Origin of the sequence: Bradyrhizobium sp. CCGB20 (assembly GCF_024199855.1) — a bacterium.
GTDB lineage: Bacteria > Pseudomonadota > Alphaproteobacteria > Rhizobiales > Xanthobacteraceae > Bradyrhizobium.
In genome coordinates, this window is the sequence record NZ_JANADN010000001.1 from 326261 (window position 1) to 347185 (window position 20925).

The window sequence follows — 20925 nt, forward strand, 5'->3', positions numbered from 1 at the left end:
TAACTTCCGCCGTGGCTTTGGGGCAGTTCACACGCGCCGCCGCAATGCTATACGGTCTGCGCCAAGAGAGGCAAAACTGTTCGTGATGGGGACTGGACGATGACGACGATCGCCTCGGATGCGCGCGTAGGGGCGCAGCGGACCTATCCGCCGCGCGCCGCCGTCATCAGCTGGATTTTCTTCGATTGGGCCGCGCAGCCTTATTTCACGCTGATCACGACCTTTGTCTTCGCGCCCTATTTCGCCACCAGCATCGCGCCAAATCCCGCCACCGGCCAGTCATTGTGGGGCTTTGCGATGGCGGCTGCGGGCCTCGCGATCGCGCTGCTGTCGCCGGTGCTCGGCGCCATTGCCGACGCCTCAGGCCGCAGGAAGCCGTGGATCGCAGGATTCGGCGCGCTGCTGGTGCTGGCGGCCTGCACGCTGTGGATCGGCAAGCCCGGCGATCCCGCCGTCATTCCGCCGCTGCTCACCGCGGTCGCGCTCGCCAGCGTCGGTGCGGAATTCGCCACCGTCTTCAACAACGCGATGATGCCGACCCTGGTGCCGCCGGAGCGGATCGGCCGGCTCTCCGGCACCGGCTGGGCCACCGGCTATATCGGCGGGATCGTCAGCCTGATCATCGTGCTCGGATTCCTCGCCGCCAATCCCGAGACCGGCCGCACGCTGCTCGGCTTCGAGCCGCTGTTCGGGCTCGATCCGGTCAGCCATCAGGGCGATCGCATCGTCGGACCGCTGACCGGGCTGTGGTTCATCATCTTCGTGACGCCATTGTTCCTGTTCACGCCGGATTATCCGGCGAAGCGCCCGGTGCGCGAGGCGCTGCACGAAGGGCTGTCGGAGCTGAAGCAATCGATCAAGGGGCTGCCGCAGCGGAAATCGCTCGCGGCGTTCCTGCTTGCCAACATGATCTATACCGATGGCCTGGTGTCGCTGTTCGCGTTCGGCGGCATCTATGCCGCTGGCACCTTCGGCTGGCACACGATCCAGATCGGCACCTTTGGCATCATGCTCGCGATTGCCGGCACCTTTGGCGCATGGCTCGGCGGCAAGCTCGACGATCGCCTCGGGCCGAGGCGCGTCATCGCCGGCAGCCTGCTGATCCTGCTGCTGTCGGTGGCGGCGATCCTTCTGGTCGACAGGGACAGCGTGCTGTTCGTCAGGGTCGCGCCGCCGCAGCCGGGCGCGCCCCTGTTCTCGAGCGCGGCCGAGCGCGCCTACCTCGTGCTGGGCTGTCTCATCGGCGCTGCAGGCGGCCCGCTCCAGGCCGCCTCACGCACCCTGCTGATCCGTCTCGCGCCGAAGGACCGCATCGCGCAGTATTTCGGCCTCTTTGCGTTGACTGGAAAAGTCACGTCCTTCATCGGCCCGCTGCTGATCGGCATGATCACCGCGGTGACGGCGAGCCAGAAGGCCGGCATGGCCGTGCTGGTGGTGTTCTTCGTCGCGGGACTGGGGCTGTTGATGCGGGTGCGGGAGAAGTAACTCCCGCCGTCGTCCCGTAGCCCGGATGGAGCGAAGCGTAATCCGGGACGGTCTATCCGCGAGGACATAACCCGGATTTCGCTACGCTCCATCCGGGCTACGCTCGTGGTGAGGCTCAGTGCCTGAAGTGCCGCGTGCCGGTGAACACCATGGCGATGCCGTGCTCGTCGGCGGCCTTGATCACCTCGTCGTCGCGCATCGAGCCGCCGGGCTGCACCACGGCGGTGGCGCCGGCCTCGATGCAGGCGAGCATTCCGTCTGCGAACGGGAAGAACGCATCCGATGCCACGACCGAGCCCTTGGTCAGCGGCTCGGCGAGCTTGAGCTCGTTCGCCGCATCCTGCGCCTTGCGCGCCGCGATTCGCGCTGAATCCACCCGGCTCATCTGGCCCGCGCCGATGCCGACGGTGGCGAGATCCTTGGCATAGATGATCGTGTTGGACTTGACGTGCTTTGCGACCCGGAACGCGAATTTGAGGTCGCGCATCTCGGCGTCCGTCGGTGCACGCTTGGTCACGACCTTGAAGGTCATGTCGTCGACCACGGCGTTGTCGCGGCTCTGCACGAGGAGACCGCCGGCCACCGTCTTGGCGGTGAGGCCGGGCGCGCGGGGATCGGGCAGGCTGCCTGCGAGCAGCAGGCGCAGATTCTTCTTCCCGCCGATGATGGCGATCGCTTCTTCGCTCGCGTCGGGCGCGATGATCACCTCGGTGAAGATCTTGGTGATCTCGCGCGCGGTGTCGGCGTCGAGCGCGCGGTTCATCGCGATGATGCCGCCGAACGCCGATGTGGAGTCGCAAGCCAGTGCTCTGCGATAGGCCTCGACGAGGTTCGAACCTTCCGCGACGCCGCAGGGATTGGCGTGCTTGACGATGACGCAAGCCGCGGTGCGCTGGGCGTCGAACTCGCCGATGCATTCATAGGCCGCATCGGTGTCGTTGATGTTGTTGTAGGAGAGCTCCTTGCCCTGGAGCTGCCGCGCGGTGGAGACGCCCGGGCGCTTGTCGGGCGTCGCATAGAACGCCGCGGTCTGGTGCGGATTCTCGCCGTAGCGCAGCGACTGAATCAGCTTGCCGCCGAAGGCGCGGAAGTCGGGCGCATCGATTTCGAGCTGGCGGTTGAACCAGTTCGAGATCGCGGCGTCATAGGCGCCGGTTCGCGCATAGGCCTTTGCGGCAAGCCGCCGGCGCAGTTTTAGCGTGGTCGCGCCGTTGTTGGCGGCGAGCTCGTCGAGCACGGCCTTGTAGTCTTCCGCCTCGACCACGACGGCGACGTCATCATGGTTCTTCGCGGCGGCGCGGATCATCGCGGGGCCGCCGATGTCGATGTTCTCGATGCAATCCTCGAAGCCGGCACCTCTGTCGACGGTCGCCTCGAACGGGTAGAGGTTGACGACGAGCAGGTCGATCGGCGCGATGCCGTGCGCCTTCATCGCTTCCGCGTGCTCCTTGTTGTCGCGGATCGCGAGCAGGCCGCCATGCACCTTCGGATGCAGCGTCTTGACGCGGCCGTCCATCATCTCGGGGAAGCCGGTGAGGTCGGACACGTCCTTCACCTTGAGGCCGGCCGCGGCGATCGCCTTGGCGGTGCCGCCGGTCGAGACCAGCTCGACATCGTGCGCGGCCAGCGCCTTTGCGAACTCGATCAGGCCGGTCTTGTCGGAAACGGAGAGAAGGGCGCGGGTGACGCGGCGGGGATGGTCAGTCATGAGCAAGATCCTCTGTCTTAAGGAGTGTCTATGCCCAGGCGCGCGGCAGCTAAATCCCGCGCTTCCCGATGGTGCTCCATCCAAGGTCGCCAGTCGCGCGAGCGAGGGCTCGATAGCAGTTTTCAGTCGTTTTCACAACGCCAGACAGGACTGGCAGACGCGCGTTTACAGCGGGAGTTCCGGCTCCCGTCGCGCGTTGCGCCGGGCATTGGTCACGGTCGGTGAGGCCGTGGATCGCACAAAACTCCAGCGGACCGAGGGCGCCTGTCGCGCATCCTGCCGGATCACGATCTGCGCGGTGCGGCGCGGGCCGTCATTGCCGGCCAGGAACACGCTGTCCTCGAGGTCGACCTTGTCGTCGAGCGCCTCGAAGGTCCAGACGTCGCGGTTCGGCAGCACCAGCATGACGCCGCGGGCGTCCGACAACCGGCTCGCCTTTACCGCGGGATGCAGATGGAAGCGCACCGCGAAGTCGGCGTCGGCGCCCTTGAAGCGTCCGCCCTGCGGCGGCGACAGCGTGTCCTCGCCGTCGATGCGCGCGCCGTCATTGGCGATCATCAGCACGCGGCGATGGATCGCGCCGAATTTGGAAAGATAACCGTCATGCGAGGTCGTGAGCAGCGTGCCGTTCTGCACGATTTCGCGATAGCTCTCGACCTCGACGGGTCCGCTGGTGACGGGCGCGCCGTGCAGGAGGCGCTTCATCGCCGACATCTCCACGAACTGGCATGAGGACGTCTCGTGATAGGTCAGCGTCGAATGCGCCGCGGTGCCGCGCGCGAACGGCCGCCAATTGTCGCGGCCCGTCGTCGGCATGCCGCAATTGGTGACGATGCGGCTGATGCCGGAAGACAATTCGAACGACAGGCAGCCGGCATGGGCGTCGTGGCTGACGCCGGCCGGCGGCGGCGGACCGGTGTCGATGATCAGCGTGGTCTGGCCGGCATCGAGGCGCTGGAAGCCGGTATGCGGCATGTTCGCCATGGGCGCGCCGTGGGTGTCGTCATAGGCCAGCAGCGTCGCGAGCAGGTCCGAGGACGTCGCGCTCATGCCGTTGAACAGCGCGAAATTGCCGTCGCCGTGCCGGAAGAAGCGCAGCATCGGCATCATGCGGTCGATCGCGTTGAGCAGTGCCGGGGGCGGCGCGATGTTGCGCGCGGCAAAGGTCTGCCGCAGCGGCAACAGGTCGATCAGGAGTTCGATCAGGGCGCCTGGATTGCGGGAGATGTGGCCGCCGTCGGGCAGGATCTGCCGCTGCAACTCGTCCGAGAGCTTTTTCGAGGCGCTGCGAATGTGCCGCGCCTGGTTGGCAAGGCACAGCGACGCGTAGCACAGCGCGATCAGCACCTGGAGCTTCGGCACCCCGTCGGGAATGTTGACCATGGTGTAGCGCAGGAAGCGGATCTCCCGCGCCAGCGCTCGCAGATAGCGGCGGTAGAATTTGTTGTCGGTGTCGTTGAGCACCAAGGGCGCCTGCGACAGCAGCGAGATCACGCGCCGTGCCAGCACGTCGGCGCGGCGCGCGACGGGGCGGCGCTTGTTGGCGGGGTTGGCGATCCAGTCCTCGACCAGCGCGCGCGCATTGGCCCGCGTCAGCGCGGTGTCGGCGGCGCGCAGATGGCGCAGCCAGCCGAATCCGAGCAGCGCGACCTCCCAGTCTTCCGACGGGGGCTCGAGATCGAAGATCGAGCGGCCGTGGCAATTGACGATCTTGCCGGCGAAGACGAAGCGGCCGGCATAGATCTCGGCAGCACGCGTCGCATCGGCCGTGCGCAGGTCATGCGGCGCGATGATCAGCCGGTCGGTGCGTCCGGGCCAGACGCGCGACACCGCCACGGAACCGCCGCTCGCGCGCGCGAGCACGTTCCGCGCGAAGCGGCTCATCACCAGCGTCGAGATACGTCTGCGTTGAGCGACCGACACGCCTTGCCTTGAAGGGGGAGAGGATTAACGACGAATCCTTCTTAATCCCAAATTCGGCCGGCTAACACCATCTTGAAGCTCCGCGAATCGGCCCCGTCGCAAAAACCGGTGCAAAATCAGGATTTAACGAGCCGGGCCGCGTAGAATCCATCGAGCCCGCCGAGCTTGGGATCGGCGTTCGGAAGGTGGCTGGGCAGGGTGCGCAGGTCACCCTCGCTGGTGATGATCTCGCTCAGCCCGGAGACCTCGGACGCTTCGATCGGCACACGGCGCAGGCCAGTCTCCGCGGCCAGCAGCGCCGCGATCGCCTGCTCGCCCTCTTCGGGTTCCAGCGAACAGGTGCAATAGACCAGCGTGCCGCCCGGTTTAAGCAGCGAGACGGATTTCTTCAGCAGCCGCTGCTGGAGCGCGGTCAGGGCGGCGATGTCGGATTCCTGCCGGAGCCAGGCGACGTCGGGGTGGCGGCGAATCGTTCCGGTCGATGTGCAGGGCGCATCGATCAGGATACCGTCGAAACCGTCGGCCGGACCGGCCCATTCGACGGCGTCGGCGACGACAGTCTCGGCCTGGAGCGACAGCCGCGTGAGGTTCTCGCGCAAACGTGCCACCCGGGCGGGTGAGCGGTCGATCGCGGTGACATGCGCGCCGGCTTGCGCCAATTGCGCGGTCTTGCCGCCGGGGGCGGCACAGAGATCGGCAATCGCCTTGCCCTTGATGTCGCCGAACAGGCGCGCCGGCAGCGCGGCGGCGGCGTCCTGCACCCACCATTGTCCTTCGGCAAAGCCCGGCAGCACCGTCACCGAGCCGTGCAGCAGCATCCGCACCGTCCCGGTCGGCAGTGTCTCGCCATGCAGGCGGCTCGCCCATTGCGCGGCATCCGACTTCACGGTGAGATCGAGCGAGGGTTCGTGGCCGAGTGCCAGCGCCATATCCCTTGCGGTCGCCTCGCCGTAATGTGCGCTCCAGCGCGCGAGCAGCCAGGGCGGCAGGTCCAGCGATTGCGAGGACACCTCTTCGACCAGCGCCTGGCCCTCACGCGCGCAGCGGCGCAGCACGGCATTGACGAGGCCGGCATAGCGCGCGGCGCGCCGGTCGGATTGCACGAGGCGAACCGAGAGATCGACCGCGGCGTGATCGGGCACGTCCATCCAGAGGATCTGGGCGGCGCCGATCAGCAGCGCGCTCTGTGCGCGGGGCGCGTCGGAGGGAATGCCCTTGTCGAGCAGCCGAGAAAGAACATGGCCGAGCGTGCCGAGCCGGCGCAGCACGGTCGCAACCAGGCGGCGCATCAGGGCGCGGTCGCGGTCGGCGAGCGTCTTCAATCCGGGATGGGCACCGCCGCCGTCGAGCTGGTCGTCAAGCGTGCGGTGCTTGTGCAGCACGCCGTCGACGATGTCGGCGGCAATCCGCCGTGCCGCGAGACCAGGCACTTCGGACGGAGGGGCAAAACGTTGAGATGGCATGCGGAAGCAAGGTTCTGAGCGAGCGGCAGTTCCGCCGCAATGGGCGCATGCCTCGAGAAACCGATCTCTGGCACGCGAATATGCCAAATGTAAGAATGGTCTCTCGCGTTTACAGCCCGCGATGACCATTTCAGCAATGCGATATTGGACCTCGCACGTCCCGTGATCCTGCGCTAGGAACCACCGAGATGAGTGACCAGCCCTCCGTTCCCGATCGCAAGCCGCTGTCGTCGGCCGCCCAGCGCGCTTTGGCGGAAGCGGAGGCGCGCCGGCAGGCTGCGGCCGCCGCGCATGCTGAAGCTGCGCCCAGGGAATTGCAGGGACCGAAGGGGCCCGAGCCCACCCGATACGGCGATTGGGAGCGCAAAGGTATCGCCTCGGATTTTTGAGGCACCGGCTTTACGCACTCTCCTTTTAAGTTTTAAGTTTTTAAGCCGGCTTGCCGGTTCAGCCGACTCAGCCCTAGCGTGCGCGGATGCCGCGCTTCGATCCCAGCCATCCATACCGGCCCTCATATCGCGGCTCACCGTTCGGCCGCCGCTTCTCCGGATTGTTGCCGTGGATGTTCGTGGTCGGCGTCGTGGTCGCGGCCGTGCTCATCTTCCGTCACGGGACGAACTGGCCCCTTCCGCACGCGGATGACGGCCAAGCGCGTGATGCCGAGATCATCCTGCAGCAGTCCGGCAATTCCGACATGCGTCAAGCGGTTGATGTTATCAGGACCGTCGATGGTGATACTTTCCTTGCGCGCGTGCATCAGCCCAACGGCCGCGATCTCGTCGCGCGTGTCCGTCTTCGCGGCATCGATGCGCCAGAGATGAAAGCATCCTGCCAAGCTGAGCTGGACAAGGCCGAAGCCGCCAGCGACGCGCTGCGCGCCCTGCTCGGCCAGGGCGGCGTGACGATCTATAATCTTGGCCAGGACAAATACGGCCGCGTTCTCGCCGACGTGGCGACCAAGCGCACCGCCAACGTCTCGGCGGCACTGCTCGCGGGCGGTCATGTGCGCAGCTACAATGGCGGCCACCGCGACGGCTGGTGCGCGCGGGGCTGGCGCTTCTGGTAACAAAAAAAGCCGCGTCGACGGACGCGGCTTTGTCGTCTTGCCTCGATCCGGAGATCAGCGCGTCACGACCACCTTGGTGCCGACGGAGACGCGGCTGTAGAGATCGGTGATGTCGTCGTTGAGCATGCGGATGCAGCCATAGGAGACGAAGCCGCCGACCGAGCCGGGCACGTTGGTGCCGTGGATCGCATATTCGCCGCCGGCCAGCGTCATCGCCGCAACGCCCATCGGGTTGCGCGGCGAGCCGCCCGGAATGACGTCGGGGATGCTGGGCTTGTCGCGCTTCACTTCCGCAGGCGGTGACCAGGCCGGGTTGAGATATTTGCCGTCGATGCGGGTGGTGCCGGCCCATTGCTTGCCGGACTTGCCGACGCCGACCGGATAGCGCATGGCGTGGCCGTTATCGAGGATGAGATAGAGCCGCCGCTCGTTGGTTTTGACCACGATGGTGCCCGGCGAATAGTCGGCCAGGTGCGCCCCCACCATTTCCGGCCGCGCCTGCGCCGCCGTCGACATCGAGACCCCAGCAATGATGGTGGCGGTCAGCGCCACAGCAATCCTCATGGACATCAATTTTCCCCTTGCCCCGAACGGGCCGTCCAAATCTACGCAAAACCGGCAATCGCCGGCTCTCCAGGTCCTTGTCAGGGGACATTCTTAACCGCGCCCGTTAACCGGATGGTTTCCACGCACGGCCACCGAGGGCCAGCCAGCAGGGGGAACAAAGGAAATGTTCGAAATAAAGTAAATAACCTGGAAACAACACCCGGCCGGAAAGATGCGGACCTGCCGCCGCGTGTCCTGACAAGTCCGTGAGGGTGTGAACGGCTGTTATTTCAGGGGGCGCCGTCGGTCTCGCGTCCCCGGCCGCGGGCTACCTGCCGGCCGCTTACTTTCCGCGCCGGATGGGATAATTTTGCCGCGCAACTATCGAAAAGCGGTCGCCGCCCTATATTCTGGGTGCCGCTCTCGCCTTAAGCCCGAGGTGTCCATGACAAGCGACGGCTCGCGTACCCCAAGCGGGGGAATCGTCATCATCGGGTCGCTCTCGCCCGAGATTCAGGAACAGCTTGCGAAGGTCGCCGACGGCAAGATCGCAACCGTCTCTGGCGTACCGCAAACCCATGTCCTGGAAACGACCGGGGAGGATCTCCGCCGGTTGTCCGAACGCGTCAACAAGGTCGTCGGTACGGAGGGGGTGGTGGCCCCGATCCTCGCCGACGACGAAGGCAACCGGTTGCTGCCTACCGGCCGGATGCAGGTTCGGTTCAAGGAAGCGCCAACGGACAAGGTTTTGCAGTCCTTTGCCAAGAGGCACAAGGTCGCGCCCGGCCAGCGCAACAAATGGTCGCCCCAGCAGGCCGAATTCGCCGTGCGCACGGACGACACGCGCTATTTCCCTGATGTCGCCGCGGAGATGGAAAAGGACAGCAAGGTTGCGACAGCATGGCCGGATGTCCGAGCGGCGTTCCGGCGCGAAAGCACGTGACTATCGAAAGTCGCGAGCTATGATCCCCTCAACCGTCGGTCAGTCGGGAGGGGTCCATGAAATTGCGATTTGGAAAGGACGATTGGCTCGAGCTGGAGCCGGTGTCGCTGGATTCGCATGTTCAACGCGGCATGCGAACGTTCTCGCTCGGGCCGCAGGTGGCGATGGCATCGCCGACGGAGCGCGCGGCCGCGAGCCGTGCCGCCGTGGTTGCCAATCGTGTCGTGCAACAGGTCTTTCAAAAGAGCGTCCCCGCTTATGCCTCGCCGGCTCAACGCGCGGCGGCCGACCTGGACAAGGTCGAGACCGCCGTATTCTCCGATCCGCGCGGCACGCTGCGCGTGGTCTATCGCGAAGTCGTGCTCAGGTTCGAGCCGAACGTCGCGGAGGCGAAACAGAAAGCGGTACTCGACAAATACGGGCTCCAGGTCCGCGTCCGCAACGCGTTCCAGTCGGATCAGTTGATCGCCTTCGATCCGACGCGCAAGTACATTGCCGAAAAGATGGTCGAGCTCGCCAACGAGCTGACTGAAACCGACGAAGTCGTGTTTGCCTTTCCGAACTTCGTTTCCGAGTTCAAGCGCGGATTGCAAGCCCCCAAGCCAATCGCTGCGCAATGGCATCTCGCCACGGTCAACGCACGCAGGGCCTGGAGCAAATCGCAAGGAGGCGGCATCGTGATCGCCGTCCTCGACGATGGTGTCGACGTCGACCATCCGAATCTCGCGTCCAACATCAGGCGCAGGCCCGACCCCAACGAGCCGCGCGACCGGTTCGGGCGCGACTTCTTCGTCGGAGAGGACGCGCCCGATCATTTCGATCCGACGCCAAAACGGTTTCGCGCACCGTTCGACATGATGGCGGGGAATGACATTCACGGGACCTGCTGTGCCGGTGTCGCGGCGGCATCAGGCAGGAAGGGCGTTTTCGGAATCGCGCCGAGAGCAAGCATCCTTCCAGTCAAGATTTTCCACGCGGATGATCTCGCCACGGAATCGCAAGTCGCGAATGCCATCCGGTATGCTTCGCGTTTTGCCGACATCCTGTCCTGCTCGTGGAGTGGACCGGCATCGCCCGATATCCGGTTCGCGCTCGAAGAGGCAGGTGCGGGCCGCGGGGAAAGGGCTGTCCCGTGTTTTGCGCGACCGGCAATGATTTTCGGGATCAGGTCGGATTTCCGGCCCAGTCGCCCTTCTCGATCGGTGTCGGCGCATCGACCGACCAGGGAGACCTTGCGGACTATTCCAACCGGGGCCCCCAAGTCTCCGTGGTCGCGCCGTCAAGCGGCGGCGCGCAAGGAATCTTCACGACCGACGTGAGCAAACCCGGCCGCGGATTCAATATCGGCAGCGCCGCGGCCGGCGGCACCGACGGACTCAACACCAACGTCTTCGGCGGGACCTCGTCGGCAACGCCCCTGGCGGCAGGGGTCGCGGCCCTCGTCCTGGCGGCGAATTCTAGTCTCAGCCGCGACGATGTTCGCAATATTCTCCAGAGCACCGCGCAGAAGATCGGGCCGGCCGCGTCTTACGACGCCAACGGCCATAGCGATCGTTTCGGCTTTGGCCAGGTCGATGCCGCGGCCGCCGTTGATGCGGCGCTGGCCGCCGCGGCTGCCGCCAGAGTGGCGCCAGACGGGCCGAAGCCGGCCAAGAAGGCCGCAAAAAAGAAAGTCCCGAACAAGGCGAAGAAAAAAGCGCCCGCCAAAAAGGGCGGCCGCAAGACCGCCAGGAAGACGGCCAAGAAAACGACCAAGAAAACGGTCAAGAAGAAGGCGAAAAAATCCGGATAGACGTCTGCTCTACACCGCGTGCGGCCGACAGCTTGGCTATCGGCCGCTTGCTGCGCGCGGTCAGGCGCCCTTCGTCCGGTTCTGCCGGTTCTTGACGAGGTCGTCGACTACGGCGGGATCGGCCAGTGTCGAGGTGTCGCCGAGGCTGCCCGGCTCGTCCTCGGCGATCTTGCGCAGGATGCGGCGCATGATCTTGCCGGAGCGGGTCTTTGGCAGGCCCGGCGCGAACTGGATCTGGTCCGGGGATGCGATCGGGCCGATCTCCTTGCGCACCCAGGTGACGAGCTCCTTGCGCAGATCCTCGGTCGGTTCGACGCCGGCCATCAGGGTGACATAGGCGTAGATGCCCTGCCCCTTGATGTCGTGCGGGAAGCCGACGACGGCCGCTTCCGAGACCTTCTCATGCGCGACCAGCGCGCTCTCGACTTCCGCGGTGCCCATGCGGTGGCCGGAGACGTTGATGACGTCGTCGACGCGGCCGGTGATCCAGTAATAGCCGTCGGCGTCGCGGCGGCAGCCGTCACCGGTGAAGTATTTGCCCTTGTAGGTCGAGAAATAGGTCTGCTCGAAGCGGGCGTGGTCGCCATAGACCGTGCGCATCTGGCCCGGCCATGACCGCGTCAGGCAGAGATTGCCCGTGGTCTCGCCGTCCAGCACCTTGCCGTCGGCGTCGACGATTTCAGGGACCACGCCGAAGAACGGCTGTGTCGCCGAGCCCGGCTTCAGTTTTGTGGCGCCCGGCAGCGGGGTGATCAGAATGCCGCCGGTCTCGGTCTGCCACCAGGTGTCGACGATCGGGCAGCGGTCGTCGCCGACGACGCGGTGATACCACTCCCAGGCCTCGGGATTGATGGGCTCGCCGACCGAGCCGAGCAGCCGGAGGCTTGCACGCGAGGTCTTCTTCACGGGCTCGTCGCCGCTCTGCATCAACGCGCGGATCGCGGTCGGCGCGGTGTAGAAGATGTTGACCTTATGCTTGTCGATCACGTTCCAGAAACGGGAATTGTCCGGATAGTTCGGCACGCCCTCGAACATCAGCGTGGTCGCGCCGTTCGCCAGCGGCCCGTAGAGGATGTAGCTGTGGCCGGTGACCCAGCCGACGTCGGCGGTGCACCAGTAGATGTCGCCGTCGTGGTAGTCGAACACGTATTGATGCGTCATCGACGCGAACACGAGATAGCCGCCCGAGGTGTGCAGCACGCCCTTGGGCTGGCCGGTCGAGCCTGACGTATAGAGGATGAACAGCGGATCCTCGGCGTGCATGTGCTCGGCCGGGCATTCCGTCGTCACCATCTTGGCGGCGTCGTGATACCAGAGGTCGCGCGTCGGGTTCATGTCGACCGTGCCGCCGGTGCGCTTGACCACGACGACCCAGTCGACACCGTCGGCCTTGGCGAGCGCAGCATCGACATTGGCCTTCAGCGGCACCTTCTTGCCGCCGCGCAGGCCTTCGTCCGCGGTGATGATCACCTTGGATTGGCAGTCGTTGATGCGCTGGGCGAGGCTGTCGGGCGAGAAGCCCGCGAACACCACGGAATGGACCGCGCCGATCCGCGCGCAGGCCAGCATCGCGTAGGCCGCTTCGGGAATCATCGGCAGGTAGATGGTGACGCGGTCGCCCTTCTTGACGTTGCGGGTGCGCAGGATGTTGGCCATCCGGCAGACCTCGTCGTGCAGCTCCTTGTAGGTGATGTGCCTGGATTGCGAGGGATCGTCGCCCTCCCAGATGATCGCGGTCTGGTTGGCGCGCTTGTGCAGATGCCGGTCGATGCAGTTATGGGCGACGTTGAGGACGCCGTCCTCGAACCATTTGATCGAGATGTTGCCGGGCGCGAAGGAGACGTTCTCGATCCTGGTCGGCGCCTTCATCCAGTCGATACGCTTGGCCTGTTCCGCCCAGAACGCGTTCGGGTCCGAGATCGAGCGGGCGTACATGTCCTTGTACTTGGCCTGGTCGATCCAGGCGCGCTTGGCCCATTCCGCGGGGACGTCGTAGATCTTCTCGGACATGCTTCCCTCCAGATACGGCAAGCCGAGCCAGGCGACTGGCGAGCCGACGTCATCGTTGAACCGATTATGCGTCGGGCTAACCGGACCCGACAAGGAGCACAAGCTGGACCTTCGACGAGCGGCCGGCCATGCGGACGATCAAGTCCACTTGGAGCGACTGTCGCAGATCTGAAACAGGCCGGGGCGGCTTTCCAGGTCTTTACCAAAACCCCCGGAACGGGCCCGCGCAGGGCCCCATGCATCCCACGGAGGTATTTAGGAACCGCTCCTCACTGATTCGGGACTCGCAATAGGGTTCGGAACACCCTAAATGGCCAACCCGGGGTCCAACGAGGCCTCTGGAACAAAAATTAGAACAATTGCATTGACCGATAACAGGCAGGGCTAAGGCATAAGACTATGATGGATCAGCAGAATCTCGGGACGATGCGGCCCGCTTCAGCCGATCCTGCAGCCGTTGCGCTGGCCAAAGCCCTCGGACAATGGCCGAAACCGGCCGCTTTCGGGCGCGCGAGCCCGAAAAGGGTCTTCGACACGGCGCCTGCGGCGACGGTCGAGGCGCTCGCCAAGGAGCTGGGCCTGCGGCTCGGCGACCAGAACGAGCTCACGATCCGCCGCATCAGGCGTGGCAAGGGCTATTCCTTCGTCCGTCCCAATGGCGCCCATATCCGTGACGCGCGCACCATCCGCCGGCTGCACGCCATGGCGGTGCCGCCGGCCTACCGCGAGGTGCGTTACTCGGCCGATCCGAGCTCGCATCTCCAGGCGGTGGGACGCGATGCCGCGGGCCGGCTGCAATATCGCTATCACGCCGACTGGGAAAAGGTGCGCGAGCACCGCAAGGCGCACCGGCTGGAAAAGCTCGTCGGCGCACTGCCAAAGATCCGGCGCAAGGTCTCGGCGTTCCTGTCGGGCGACGAGCCGACGCGTGAATTCGCGCTCTCGGCCGTGATCGAGCTGATCGCGCGCACCGCGATCCGTCCCGGCAACGAATCCTATGCCCGCCTCAACGGCACTCGCGGCGCCACCACGCTGCTGAAATCCAACGTCACGCTGGAAGACGACTGTTTCGTGCTGACCTTCAAGGCCAAGGGCGGCAAAGCGGTGCGCAAGGAGTGCGACGCAGCCAAGCTGGTGCGTGCCATCGGCATTTTGCAGGGTGTCCCCGGCAAGCGCATGTTCCAGTATCGCGACGCCTACGGCATCGTGCGCGCGGTCAGCACCACGCAGGTGAACGCGTTCTTGCGCGAGATCGCCGGCATCAAGATTTCACTGAAGGATTTCCGCACGCTGATGGCGTCCGCCGTCGTGGTGGAATCATTGTCGCGGATCACGCCGGCGACCAGCCAGCGCGGCCGCAAGAAGCAGGTGCTGGACGCGATCCGCGCCGCGGCCGACAAGCTCTCCAACACGCCGGCGATCTGCCGCAAGAGCTACGTCCACGACACCATCGTCACGGCCTTCGAGGACGGTATCCTCGAACGCTTCGCCGCGACCATGAAGGGCCAGCGCTCGCAGGCCCGGCGCGAGCAACTTTTGCAGCAGGTGGTGGCGACCGCGGCGGTGTGACCAGCCGTATCGCTACGTCTTGTCTGAAACACCCTTGTCCGGCCCGGGATCGCTGCCCGCGGCCGCGATGGTGAGCCGTTCCAGATAGTGCCCCCACCCTTTTGCGTGCGCAGCCGCCTGTTCCTCGGTCGGCAGTCCGCTATGGGTCATGCGCAGCAGCGTTCCGCCGTCGCGCTCGATCAGGTCGATCTCGATCAGGCTCGAGCCGGGCGGCACTTCCTGGCCGCCTTCCCAGCCGAACGTGTAGGCCAGACGATGCACCGGCACGACCTCACGAAAGGCGCCGCGAGCGACTCCGCCGCGTGGGCCGATGCCCTTGAGGAGATAGAGCCCGCCGGGATGCGGTTCCGTGGTCGCGTCGGAGCCCATCCAGCTCAGGATTTTCTCGGGGTCGGTCAAATAGGCGAAGACGGTGGCGCGCGGGGCGGCGATCTGGGTCTCGCGTCGCACTACGAACGGCTCGGTCATCGCGATCATCCCTGGCTGACATTGGCACATGGCGGCGCCAAGGCGGGCCGTCAAGGATTGCCCGTGACAAAGACGGTCCACCTTCGCCATCATCTCCACATGCAGCTCTCCTCGACCCTCGCCTGGCTCGTCGATGTCGCCTCGGAATGTCCCGGGGCCGACCGGCTGCTCGCGGAACTCGGTGCACATCTGGTTGCCGACGGCGTGCCGCTTGCGGCAGGAAGCCTGACGCTGGAGGTGCCGCATCCGCTGATCGCGAAGCGGACCTGGCTGTGGCGTGCGGAGAACGGCCGGGTCATCGAAGCGCTCGGTTTCGCGCCAAGTGGGCTGGCGCCCGACCCGCCTGATGATGCCGGTCGCCGCTGGCTACGCGACATCGCGCGCGGCGAGGTGCACGAAGAGGTCGTCGGGCGGCAGGATGGGCCGCAGCTCGGCTGGATCGGGCCGCGTCCGTTCACCGCGGTCGAGACCGAGCAATTGCGCCAGGCTGCGCGTTTCGCCGCGACGCCGCTGGCGGTGCTCGCTGCGCGCGCCACGTTGCGCGCGACGCTCGATGCCTATCTCGGCAAGCGCAGCGCGGAGCGGGTGCTGGCGGCACCGCTGCGGCGCGATCTCGGCGAGACCATTCAAGCCGCGTTGCTCTATGCCGACTTGCGCAACTTCACGACTTTGTCGGACACCACACCGCCCGCCCAGGTCATCGCAGCGCTCGACGCCTGGTTCGATCGCATCGCCGGTGCGGTTCACGCCTTCGGCGGCGAGGTGCTGAAATTCATCGGCGACGGTGTGCTCGCGATCTTCCCGGTGATCGAGGCGTCACCGCGGCGCGCGTGCGATGCCGCCCTGCGCGCCGCAAGTGCAGCCGAAGCCGGCATGGCCTATCTCAACGGGGAGCGCAGGGCCCAGGAGCTTCCGCCGCTCGCGTTCGGCGCAGCCCTCCATCTCGGCGACATGCTCTGGGGCAACATCGGCGCCGCCAACAGGCTCGATTTTACGGCGATCGGTCCTGCCGTCAATCTCGCCAGCCGCCTCGAAGGATTGTGCAAGCAACTTGACAGGACAGTGCTGGTGTCGGGCGCGCTCGCAGCCGAGACGGACATGCCACTCGTCGCGCTTGGATCGCATTCGCTGCGCGGCATCGCTCTGCCGTGCGAGGTGTTTGCGCTGCCCGAGCCGCAAGTTCGGGAGTCGTAGCCCGCATGAGCGAAGCGATATGCGGGGCCAGCGGTCCCGGATGTCGCTTCGCTCATCCGGGCTACAGCGCCTACACCTAAACCCCGCCCATCTTGCAGACGAGCTTCCACTCCTCCGCCGTCACCGGCTGCACGGACAGGCGCGAATATTTCACCAGCGCCATGTCGGCGAGCTTCTTCTCGGCCTTGATCGCGGCCATCGTCACCGGCGTCTTCAAGGGCTTGTCGGCCTTGATGTCGACGCAGACGAATTTTTCGGTCTTGTCGGTGGGATCGGGGTAGGCCTCCTTGATGATCTCGGCGATGCCGACGATCTCCTTGCCCTCGTTGGAATGATAGAAGAACGCCTTGTCGCCCTTCTTCATGTTCACGAGGTTTATGCGTGCGGTGTAATTGCGCACGCCGGTCCAGGCCTCGCCCTTGGCGCCCTTCGCCACCTGCTGGTCCCAGGACCACACCGACGGTTCGGATTTCACCAGCCAGTACGCCATGTTCATTCCTCTGCCTTGAAGGGGCGCGTCAACAGCCCCGAGATCGCGGCGTCGATCGTGCTCCGGCCGCTCAGGATCGAAGCGACCGCTTCTGATACCGGGATCTCGATGTTTTGCGAAGCTGCGAGCTCGATCAGCACGGGTGCGGTGAACTCGCCTTCGGCAAGCTTGCCGGCGGGCGGCTGCTCGCCGCGGCCCAGCGCCAGGCCGAGCGCGAAATTGCGCGATTGCGGGCTAGAGCAGGTCAGGATCAGATCGCCGAAGCCGGACAGGCCGGTGAGTGTCTCGCCGCGCGCGCCGAGCGCGCGACCCAGGCGCGTGAGCTCGGCAAAGCCGCGGGTCGTGAGCGCAGCCTGCGCCGAGGCGCCGAGCTTGCGCCCGACCGCGATGCCGACTGCGATCGCCAGCACGTTCTTGGCCGCGCCGCCGATCTCGACGCCTCGGATATCGGTGGAGTGATAGGGACGGAAGGTCGGCGAGCCCAGCGCCTGCACCAGGCTGCTCGCCAACGTTTCATCCTTCGCCGCCAGTGTCACCGCCGTCGGCAGGCCGCGTGCGACGTCGTCGGCGAAGCTCGGGCCCGACAGGATCGCCGGCTGCGCCTGAGGCGCGGCCTCGGCAATGATTTCGGTCATGAATTTGTGGGTGCCGTGCTCGATGCCCTTGGCGCAGGCGACGATCGGCACCGGTTTTGTCAGGTGCGAGGCCAGCATGTTGACCGCGCCACGCAAATGCTGTGCGGGCGTTGCGATCAGCACCATGTCCGCGCGCGCGGCCTCCGCAAGCGCGTGCGTCACGACGATCTCCGGCGCCAGCCGCACGCCGGGCAGCCGCGGATTGTCGCGGGTCGAGGCGATTCGCGCGGCATGTTCGGCATTGCGCGCCCAGAGCGTCACGTTCCGTCCGGCGCGCGCCGCTACCGTCGCCAGTGCCGTGCCCCATGCGCCCGCACCGATCACTGCGACGGACTGAAACGCAGCCATTGCTAGTATCCCGCCCGCGTCTTGCCGTAACCGGCGGGCGCCGTCGCGTTTGCGTCGAGCAGCCAGCGCGCGCGGGGCTGGGCTTCCATCGTGTCGGTCATGCCCAGCGCGAGGCGCTCGGCACCGGCCCAGGCGATCATTGCGCCGTTGTCGGTGCAGAGCGCGGGCGGCGGCATGATCAGCTGCGTGTCCGCCTCTCGCGCGACGCCGTACAGGGCGCCGCGGATCGCATGATTGGCGGCGACGCCGCCGGCCGCCACCAGCGCATTTGGTGCGCCGAACCGCTCGCGGAAAAGCCTCAAGCCGACGTTGAGACGGTCGGCCGTCGAGTCCAGCACGGCAGCCTGAAAACTCGCGCAGAGATCGTTGATATCCTGCGGCGTGATCTCGGTGAGCCGGCTCGCTTCAGTGCGCACCGCGGTCTTCAATCCCGATAGCGAGAAATTGGCATCGGGCCGTCCCTGCATCGGCCGCGGGAACGCGAAGCGCGAGGCATCGCCGTTTGCTGCTGCGCGCTCGACCTGCGGACCGCCGGGATAGGGCAGGCCCAGCATCTTCGCGACCTTGTCGAAGGCCTCGCCGATCGCGTCGTCGACGGTGGTGCCGAGCCGCACATATTGGCCGACGCCGGTGACCGCGACGATCTGGGTATGCCCGCCCGAGGCGAGGAACAGGCAATAGGGAAACTCAATTCCGTCGGTGAGGCGCGGCGTCAGTGCATGTGCTTCGAGATGGTTCACCGCGACCAGCGGCGTGTCGTGCACCATCGCGATCGCCTTTGCGGTGGTGAGGCCGACGATGACGCCGCCGATCAGCCCCGGCCCCGCGGCGGCCGCGACGCCGTTGAGCTGCGCATAGTCGATGCCGGCCTCGTGCATGGCGCGGTCGATGATGCCGTCGAGCAGGTCGACATGCGCGCGCGCGGCGATCTCCGGCACCACGCCGCCGAAGCGGGCGTGCTCCTCGACCTGCGACCGCACGATGTTGGACAGGATCCTGCCGATGCCGTCGGGCGCGCGTTCGATGACGGCCGCGGCGGTCTCGTCGCAGGTGGTTTCGATGCCCAGCACCAGCATTGGCGAATCGTTATCCAATTTGCGCCCTTGCGCTCATCCGGAAAGCAGCGTTCTGGTACATCCGGTAGCATTCCGGGGTCGGCTTGCGCAATCGTCACGCGCAGCCGTCCTCGTGAATGCGTCACCGCCAGGTTCGGGAACACAAGCGATGTCCATTCTTGTCACACGGCCGCATCCCGACAATGAGGCGACGGCGGAGAATTTGCGGGCGCGGGGTCATGTGGTGCTGCTCGCGCCGATGCTCAGGTTCGAGCCGGTCGCCTTCCATGACGAGAGTGAGGCGGACTACAGCGCCGTCATCGTCACGTCGGCCAATGCGATCCGCGCCATCGCGTTGCAATTGCAAGATCTTGGCTTGAAGAATCTTGGCCTGCTGGAGCTGCCGCTGTTCGCGGTCGGCGAGCACACGGCTGCCGTGGCGCGCGACGCCGGCTTCACTGATGTGATCGTCGCCGGCGGCGACGCTGCGGCCTTGCGTGACAAGGTGATACAGAGCGCACGCGACAAGTTGCTGAAGAAGAAAAGCACGCTGCTCTATCTCGCTGGCGCGGATTTGTCGCGCGATCTCGGCGGCGAGCTTGGCGCGGAGGGCTTTAGCGTGGTGACGCAGACCACCTATCGCATGGCTCCGGTCAAGATCCTGCCGCGCGATGTCTGCGAAGGCTTTGCCGCGCATGGGATCGACGCGGTGCTGCATTACTCCCGTCGCAGCGCGCGGGCCTTCCTGGACGCGGCACGGGACGAAGGCGTCGAAATCTCGGCGCTGGCGATCCCGCAATGCTGCCTGTCCGAGACGGTCGCCAGCGTGCTGCGCGACGCCGGCGCGTCACAGGTTCTGGGGGCTGCGACGCCGGACGAAAATGCCTTATTTGATACCTTGGAGCGTGCTTTGCGGACCCGTTTGGCGTAAGAGGTCGAGCCGAATCCGACGCAATCGGGTCCGTTTGGGGCATGTAAGTGTGAGGAACCGTCACGATGGCCGACGACAAGCCTGAAGACGCAGGATTGGCTCCCGAGTCCGGCCGTGCCAGGCGCACCCCGCCCACCATCGACCTTGAGGCAACCGAAGTCTCGACCCAGCCGCAGGAGGTGACGGGCGAGCCGGAGGCTCAGGCGGCGTCCGAGCAAGCCACGCAGGAGCAGGCCACGGTCGACGAGTCCAAATCCGAGGCGGCTGACCCGGACCCGCAGCCCGCCGAGGAGCAGCCTTCCGTTGCGGCCGCACCCGTATCGCCCTGGATCGTCGCTCCGTTCTCTGGTGCCGTTGCAGCGGCCGTCGTGATCGGGGTCGGCTGGATGCTGGGCTGGCCCGCCGTGCAGGCGCCGCCGGCCGCTCCGCAAGTGACGAGCGCAACGGTCGACGCGCTCAGCGGACGTGTCGCCGCGGTCGAGGCCAAGGCGGGCAAGCCCGCGGCCGATCCGGCCATGGTGGCGCGGATCGACGCGCTGGAGAAATCCGTCAATGCCTTGCGCGGCGACGTCGCCAATCTGCGCGCGCAGTCCGACAAGACCGCGAGCGCGTTGAACGACGCGAAATCCACTCCGCGCGACGCCGCGGCATTGTCCGATCTCGCCAACCGCGTCGCGCAGCTCGAGCGCGCCAGCAAGACCGAACGCGCCGAGCTCGCGCAGCAGGGCGAGAAGATCGCCGATGCCAAGACGATGGACGACAAGCCGCTGCGCTATGTCGTGGCAGCGTCCCTGCTCGACGTCGCCGTTCGCCATGGCGACCCCTATCAGTCGCAACTGTCCGCGGCGCGGTCGCTGACCGCCAAGCCCGAATTGCTGAAGCCGCTCGACACCTTTGCATCGTCAGGGATCCCGACGCCGGTCGCGCTGAGCCGCGAGCTGCTCAACATCGTGCCAAAGCTCTCTCCGCCGGCGGAAGCCCCGGCGGCCAGCGCCGGCATCGTCGAGCGTCTCCAGGCGGGGGCCTCGAAACTCGTTCGCATCGAGCGCACCGACGGTGTCGGCAATGATCGCGGGGCCATCGTCGCACGGCTGACGGCGGCGGCGCTCCGCAACGATTTCGCAGAGGCGCGGCGCGAGCTGAAGACGCTGCCGGAGGCCGATCGCGCACCGGCGCAAGCCTGGCTCGACAAGGCCGATGCCCGCGACGCCGCCCTCGCCGCCTCACGCAAATTCGCCGACGATGCCATGGCGGATCTCGCCAAGTCCGATCCGGTCAAGCCTGCTCAGTAAAGGTTCG

General features: G+C 66.1%; 18 protein-coding genes, 1 pseudogene and 1 riboswitch. Of the genes and pseudogenes, 10 read left to right on the forward strand and 9 right to left on the reverse strand.

What is annotated here, in order from left to right; translation table 11 throughout:
• Positions 1-99: 99 nt before the first annotated feature.
• Positions 100-1485, forward strand: coding sequence for an MFS transporter (locus NLM15_RS01485; protein WP_254114879.1), 1386 nt, complete (start codon positions 100-102; stop codon positions 1483-1485).
• Positions 1486-1600: 115 nt separating this feature from the next.
• On the opposite strand, the gene purH is transcribed toward NLM15_RS01485, so the two are convergent.
• The 3 genes from purH to NLM15_RS01500 form a co-directional block, all read right to left on the reverse strand.
• The gene (gene purH, locus NLM15_RS01490) at positions 1601-3193 is read right to left on the reverse strand and encodes a bifunctional phosphoribosylaminoimidazolecarboxamide formyltransferase/IMP cyclohydrolase (RefSeq protein ID WP_254114880.1); all 1593 of its coding nucleotides are present in this window, start codon (positions 3191-3193) and stop codon (positions 1601-1603) included.
• Between the two features lie 25 nt (positions 3194-3218).
• Positions 3219-3300, reverse strand: a riboswitch (ZMP/ZTP riboswitch).
• Between the two features lie 58 nt (positions 3301-3358).
• Positions 3359-5077 carry a heparinase II/III family protein gene (locus NLM15_RS01495; RefSeq protein WP_254124118.1) on the reverse strand — a complete coding sequence of 573 codons (1719 nt, stop codon included), beginning with the start codon at positions 5075-5077 and terminating at the stop codon, positions 3359-3361.
• 155 nt (positions 5078-5232) lie between these two features.
• Positions 5233-6579: an RsmB/NOP family class I SAM-dependent RNA methyltransferase gene (locus tag NLM15_RS01500; protein WP_254114882.1), complete on the reverse strand. Its 1347-nt coding sequence runs from the start codon at positions 6577-6579 to the stop codon at positions 5233-5235.
• Between the two features lie 188 nt (positions 6580-6767).
• Here NLM15_RS01500 and NLM15_RS01505 point away from each other — a divergent pair, with 188 nt between their 5' ends.
• Both NLM15_RS01505 and NLM15_RS01510 read left to right on the forward strand, forming a co-directional pair.
• A complete protein-coding gene (locus NLM15_RS01505) occupies positions 6768-6968 on the forward strand; it encodes a DUF1674 domain-containing protein (RefSeq protein WP_254114884.1) in 201 nt (66 codons plus the stop codon).
• 86 nt (positions 6969-7054) lie between these two features.
• Positions 7055-7645, forward strand: coding sequence for a thermonuclease family protein (locus NLM15_RS01510; protein WP_254114886.1), 591 nt, complete (start codon positions 7055-7057; stop codon positions 7643-7645).
• Between the two features lie 54 nt (positions 7646-7699).
• Here the strand turns inward: NLM15_RS01510 and NLM15_RS01515 are convergent, their stop codons facing one another.
• Positions 7700-8215, reverse strand: coding sequence for a L,D-transpeptidase (locus tag NLM15_RS01515; RefSeq protein ID WP_254114888.1), 516 nt, complete (start codon positions 8213-8215; stop codon positions 7700-7702).
• A 421-nt stretch (positions 8216-8636) separates the two neighbouring features.
• On the opposite strand from NLM15_RS01515, the gene NLM15_RS01520 reads away from it, so the two are divergent.
• From NLM15_RS01520 to NLM15_RS01530, 3 genes and pseudogenes are all read left to right on the forward strand, one after another.
• Complete coding sequence (locus NLM15_RS01520; RefSeq protein ID WP_254114890.1) at positions 8637-9134, forward strand: hypothetical protein; 498 nt, start codon at positions 8637-8639, stop codon at positions 9132-9134.
• 503 nt (positions 9135-9637) lie between these two features.
• A pseudogene (locus NLM15_RS01525) lies at positions 9638-10195 on the forward strand (S8 family serine peptidase); the annotation flags it as partial.
• A 71-nt stretch (positions 10196-10266) separates the two neighbouring features.
• Positions 10267-10926, forward strand: coding sequence for a S8 family serine peptidase (locus NLM15_RS01530; RefSeq protein ID WP_254114892.1), 660 nt, complete (start codon positions 10267-10269; stop codon positions 10924-10926).
• A gap of 60 nt (positions 10927-10986) precedes the next feature.
• On the opposite strand, the gene acs is transcribed toward NLM15_RS01530, so the two are convergent.
• On the reverse strand, positions 10987-12936 hold the full coding sequence (gene acs, locus NLM15_RS01535) for an acetate--CoA ligase (RefSeq protein WP_254114894.1): 1950 nt from the start codon (positions 12934-12936) through the stop codon (positions 10987-10989).
• 399 nt (positions 12937-13335) lie between these two features.
• Here acs and NLM15_RS01540 point away from each other — a divergent pair, with 399 nt between their 5' ends.
• Entirely contained in the window at positions 13336-14505 is a 1170-nt protein-coding gene (locus NLM15_RS01540) for a DNA topoisomerase IB (protein ID WP_254114895.1), read from the forward strand.
• A gap of 12 nt (positions 14506-14517) precedes the next feature.
• Here the strand turns inward: NLM15_RS01540 and NLM15_RS01545 are convergent, their stop codons facing one another.
• Positions 14518-14973, reverse strand: coding sequence for an SRPBCC domain-containing protein (locus tag NLM15_RS01545; RefSeq protein ID WP_254114897.1), 456 nt, complete (start codon positions 14971-14973; stop codon positions 14518-14520).
• 99 nt (positions 14974-15072) lie between these two features.
• Between NLM15_RS01545 and NLM15_RS01550 the strand changes: the two genes are divergently transcribed.
• Positions 15073-16167: an adenylate/guanylate cyclase domain-containing protein gene (locus NLM15_RS01550; RefSeq protein ID WP_254124119.1), complete on the forward strand. Its 1095-nt coding sequence runs from the start codon at positions 15073-15075 to the stop codon at positions 16165-16167.
• Positions 16168-16243: 76 nt separating this feature from the next.
• On the opposite strand, the gene NLM15_RS01555 is transcribed toward NLM15_RS01550, so the two are convergent.
• Genes NLM15_RS01555 through tsaD form a run of 3 tightly spaced genes read right to left on the reverse strand, consistent with a single transcriptional unit; the run spans position 16244 to position 18716 of the window.
• Positions 16244-16657, reverse strand: a complete 414-nt coding sequence (locus NLM15_RS01555) for an EVE domain-containing protein (protein ID WP_212484862.1) — start codon at positions 16655-16657, stop codon at positions 16244-16246.
• 2 nt (positions 16658-16659) lie between these two features.
• Positions 16660-17640 (reverse strand): NAD(P)H-dependent glycerol-3-phosphate dehydrogenase, encoded by a 981-nt coding sequence (locus tag NLM15_RS01560; RefSeq protein WP_254114899.1) that lies wholly within the window; start codon positions 17638-17640, stop codon positions 16660-16662.
• A 2-nt stretch (positions 17641-17642) separates the two neighbouring features.
• Positions 17643-18716 carry a tRNA (adenosine(37)-N6)-threonylcarbamoyltransferase complex transferase subunit TsaD gene (tsaD, locus tag NLM15_RS01565; RefSeq protein ID WP_254114901.1) on the reverse strand — a complete coding sequence of 358 codons (1074 nt, stop codon included), beginning with the start codon at positions 18714-18716 and terminating at the stop codon, positions 17643-17645.
• 148 nt (positions 18717-18864) lie between these two features.
• On the opposite strand from tsaD, the gene NLM15_RS01570 reads away from it, so the two are divergent.
• Both NLM15_RS01570 and NLM15_RS01575 read left to right on the forward strand, forming a co-directional pair.
• On the forward strand, positions 18865-19626 hold the full coding sequence (locus NLM15_RS01570) for a uroporphyrinogen-III synthase (RefSeq protein WP_254124120.1): 762 nt from the start codon (positions 18865-18867) through the stop codon (positions 19624-19626).
• Positions 19627-19691: 65 nt separating this feature from the next.
• Positions 19692-20918 carry a COG4223 family protein gene (locus tag NLM15_RS01575; RefSeq protein ID WP_254114903.1) on the forward strand — a complete coding sequence of 409 codons (1227 nt, stop codon included), beginning with the start codon at positions 19692-19694 and terminating at the stop codon, positions 20916-20918.
• The last annotated feature ends 7 nt before the right edge of the window (positions 20919-20925 follow it).

Excerpts from the sequence above, each read along its gene's own strand:
- NLM15_RS01485 (WP_254114879.1), top strand. The coding sequence starts at position 100 with ATGACGACGATCGCCTCGGATGCGCGCGTAGGGGCGCAGCGGACCTAT.
- purH (WP_254114880.1), bottom strand. The coding sequence starts at position 3,193 with ATGACTGACCATCCCCGCCGCGTCACCCGCGCCCTTCTCTCCGTTTCC.
- NLM15_RS01495 (WP_254124118.1), bottom strand. The coding sequence starts at position 5,077 with ATGAGCCGCTTCGCGCGGAACGTGCTCGCGCGCGCGAGCGGCGGTTCC.
- NLM15_RS01500 (WP_254114882.1), bottom strand. The coding sequence starts at position 6,579 with ATGCCATCTCAACGTTTTGCCCCTCCGTCCGAAGTGCCTGGTCTCGCG.
- NLM15_RS01505 (WP_254114884.1), top strand. The coding sequence starts at position 6,768 with ATGAGTGACCAGCCCTCCGTTCCCGATCGCAAGCCGCTGTCGTCGGCC.
- NLM15_RS01510 (WP_254114886.1), top strand. The coding sequence starts at position 7,055 with ATGCCGCGCTTCGATCCCAGCCATCCATACCGGCCCTCATATCGCGGC.
- NLM15_RS01515 (WP_254114888.1), bottom strand. The coding sequence starts at position 8,215 with ATGTCCATGAGGATTGCTGTGGCGCTGACCGCCACCATCATTGCTGGG.
- NLM15_RS01520 (WP_254114890.1), top strand. The coding sequence starts at position 8,637 with ATGACAAGCGACGGCTCGCGTACCCCAAGCGGGGGAATCGTCATCATC.
- acs (WP_254114894.1), bottom strand. The coding sequence starts at position 12,936 with ATGTCCGAGAAGATCTACGACGTCCCCGCGGAATGGGCCAAGCGCGCC.
- NLM15_RS01540 (WP_254114895.1), top strand. The coding sequence starts at position 13,336 with ATGATGGATCAGCAGAATCTCGGGACGATGCGGCCCGCTTCAGCCGAT.
- NLM15_RS01545 (WP_254114897.1), bottom strand. The coding sequence starts at position 14,973 with ATGACCGAGCCGTTCGTAGTGCGACGCGAGACCCAGATCGCCGCCCCG.
- NLM15_RS01550 (WP_254124119.1), top strand. The coding sequence starts at position 15,073 with ATGCAGCTCTCCTCGACCCTCGCCTGGCTCGTCGATGTCGCCTCGGAA.
- NLM15_RS01555 (WP_212484862.1), bottom strand. The coding sequence starts at position 16,657 with ATGGCGTACTGGCTGGTGAAATCCGAACCGTCGGTGTGGTCCTGGGAC.
- NLM15_RS01560 (WP_254114899.1), bottom strand. The coding sequence starts at position 17,640 with ATGGCTGCGTTTCAGTCCGTCGCAGTGATCGGTGCGGGCGCATGGGGC.
- tsaD (WP_254114901.1), bottom strand. The coding sequence starts at position 18,716 with ATGCTGGTGCTGGGCATCGAAACCACCTGCGACGAGACCGCCGCGGCC.
- NLM15_RS01570 (WP_254124120.1), top strand. The coding sequence starts at position 18,865 with ATGTCCATTCTTGTCACACGGCCGCATCCCGACAATGAGGCGACGGCG.
- NLM15_RS01575 (WP_254114903.1), top strand. The coding sequence starts at position 19,692 with ATGGCCGACGACAAGCCTGAAGACGCAGGATTGGCTCCCGAGTCCGGC.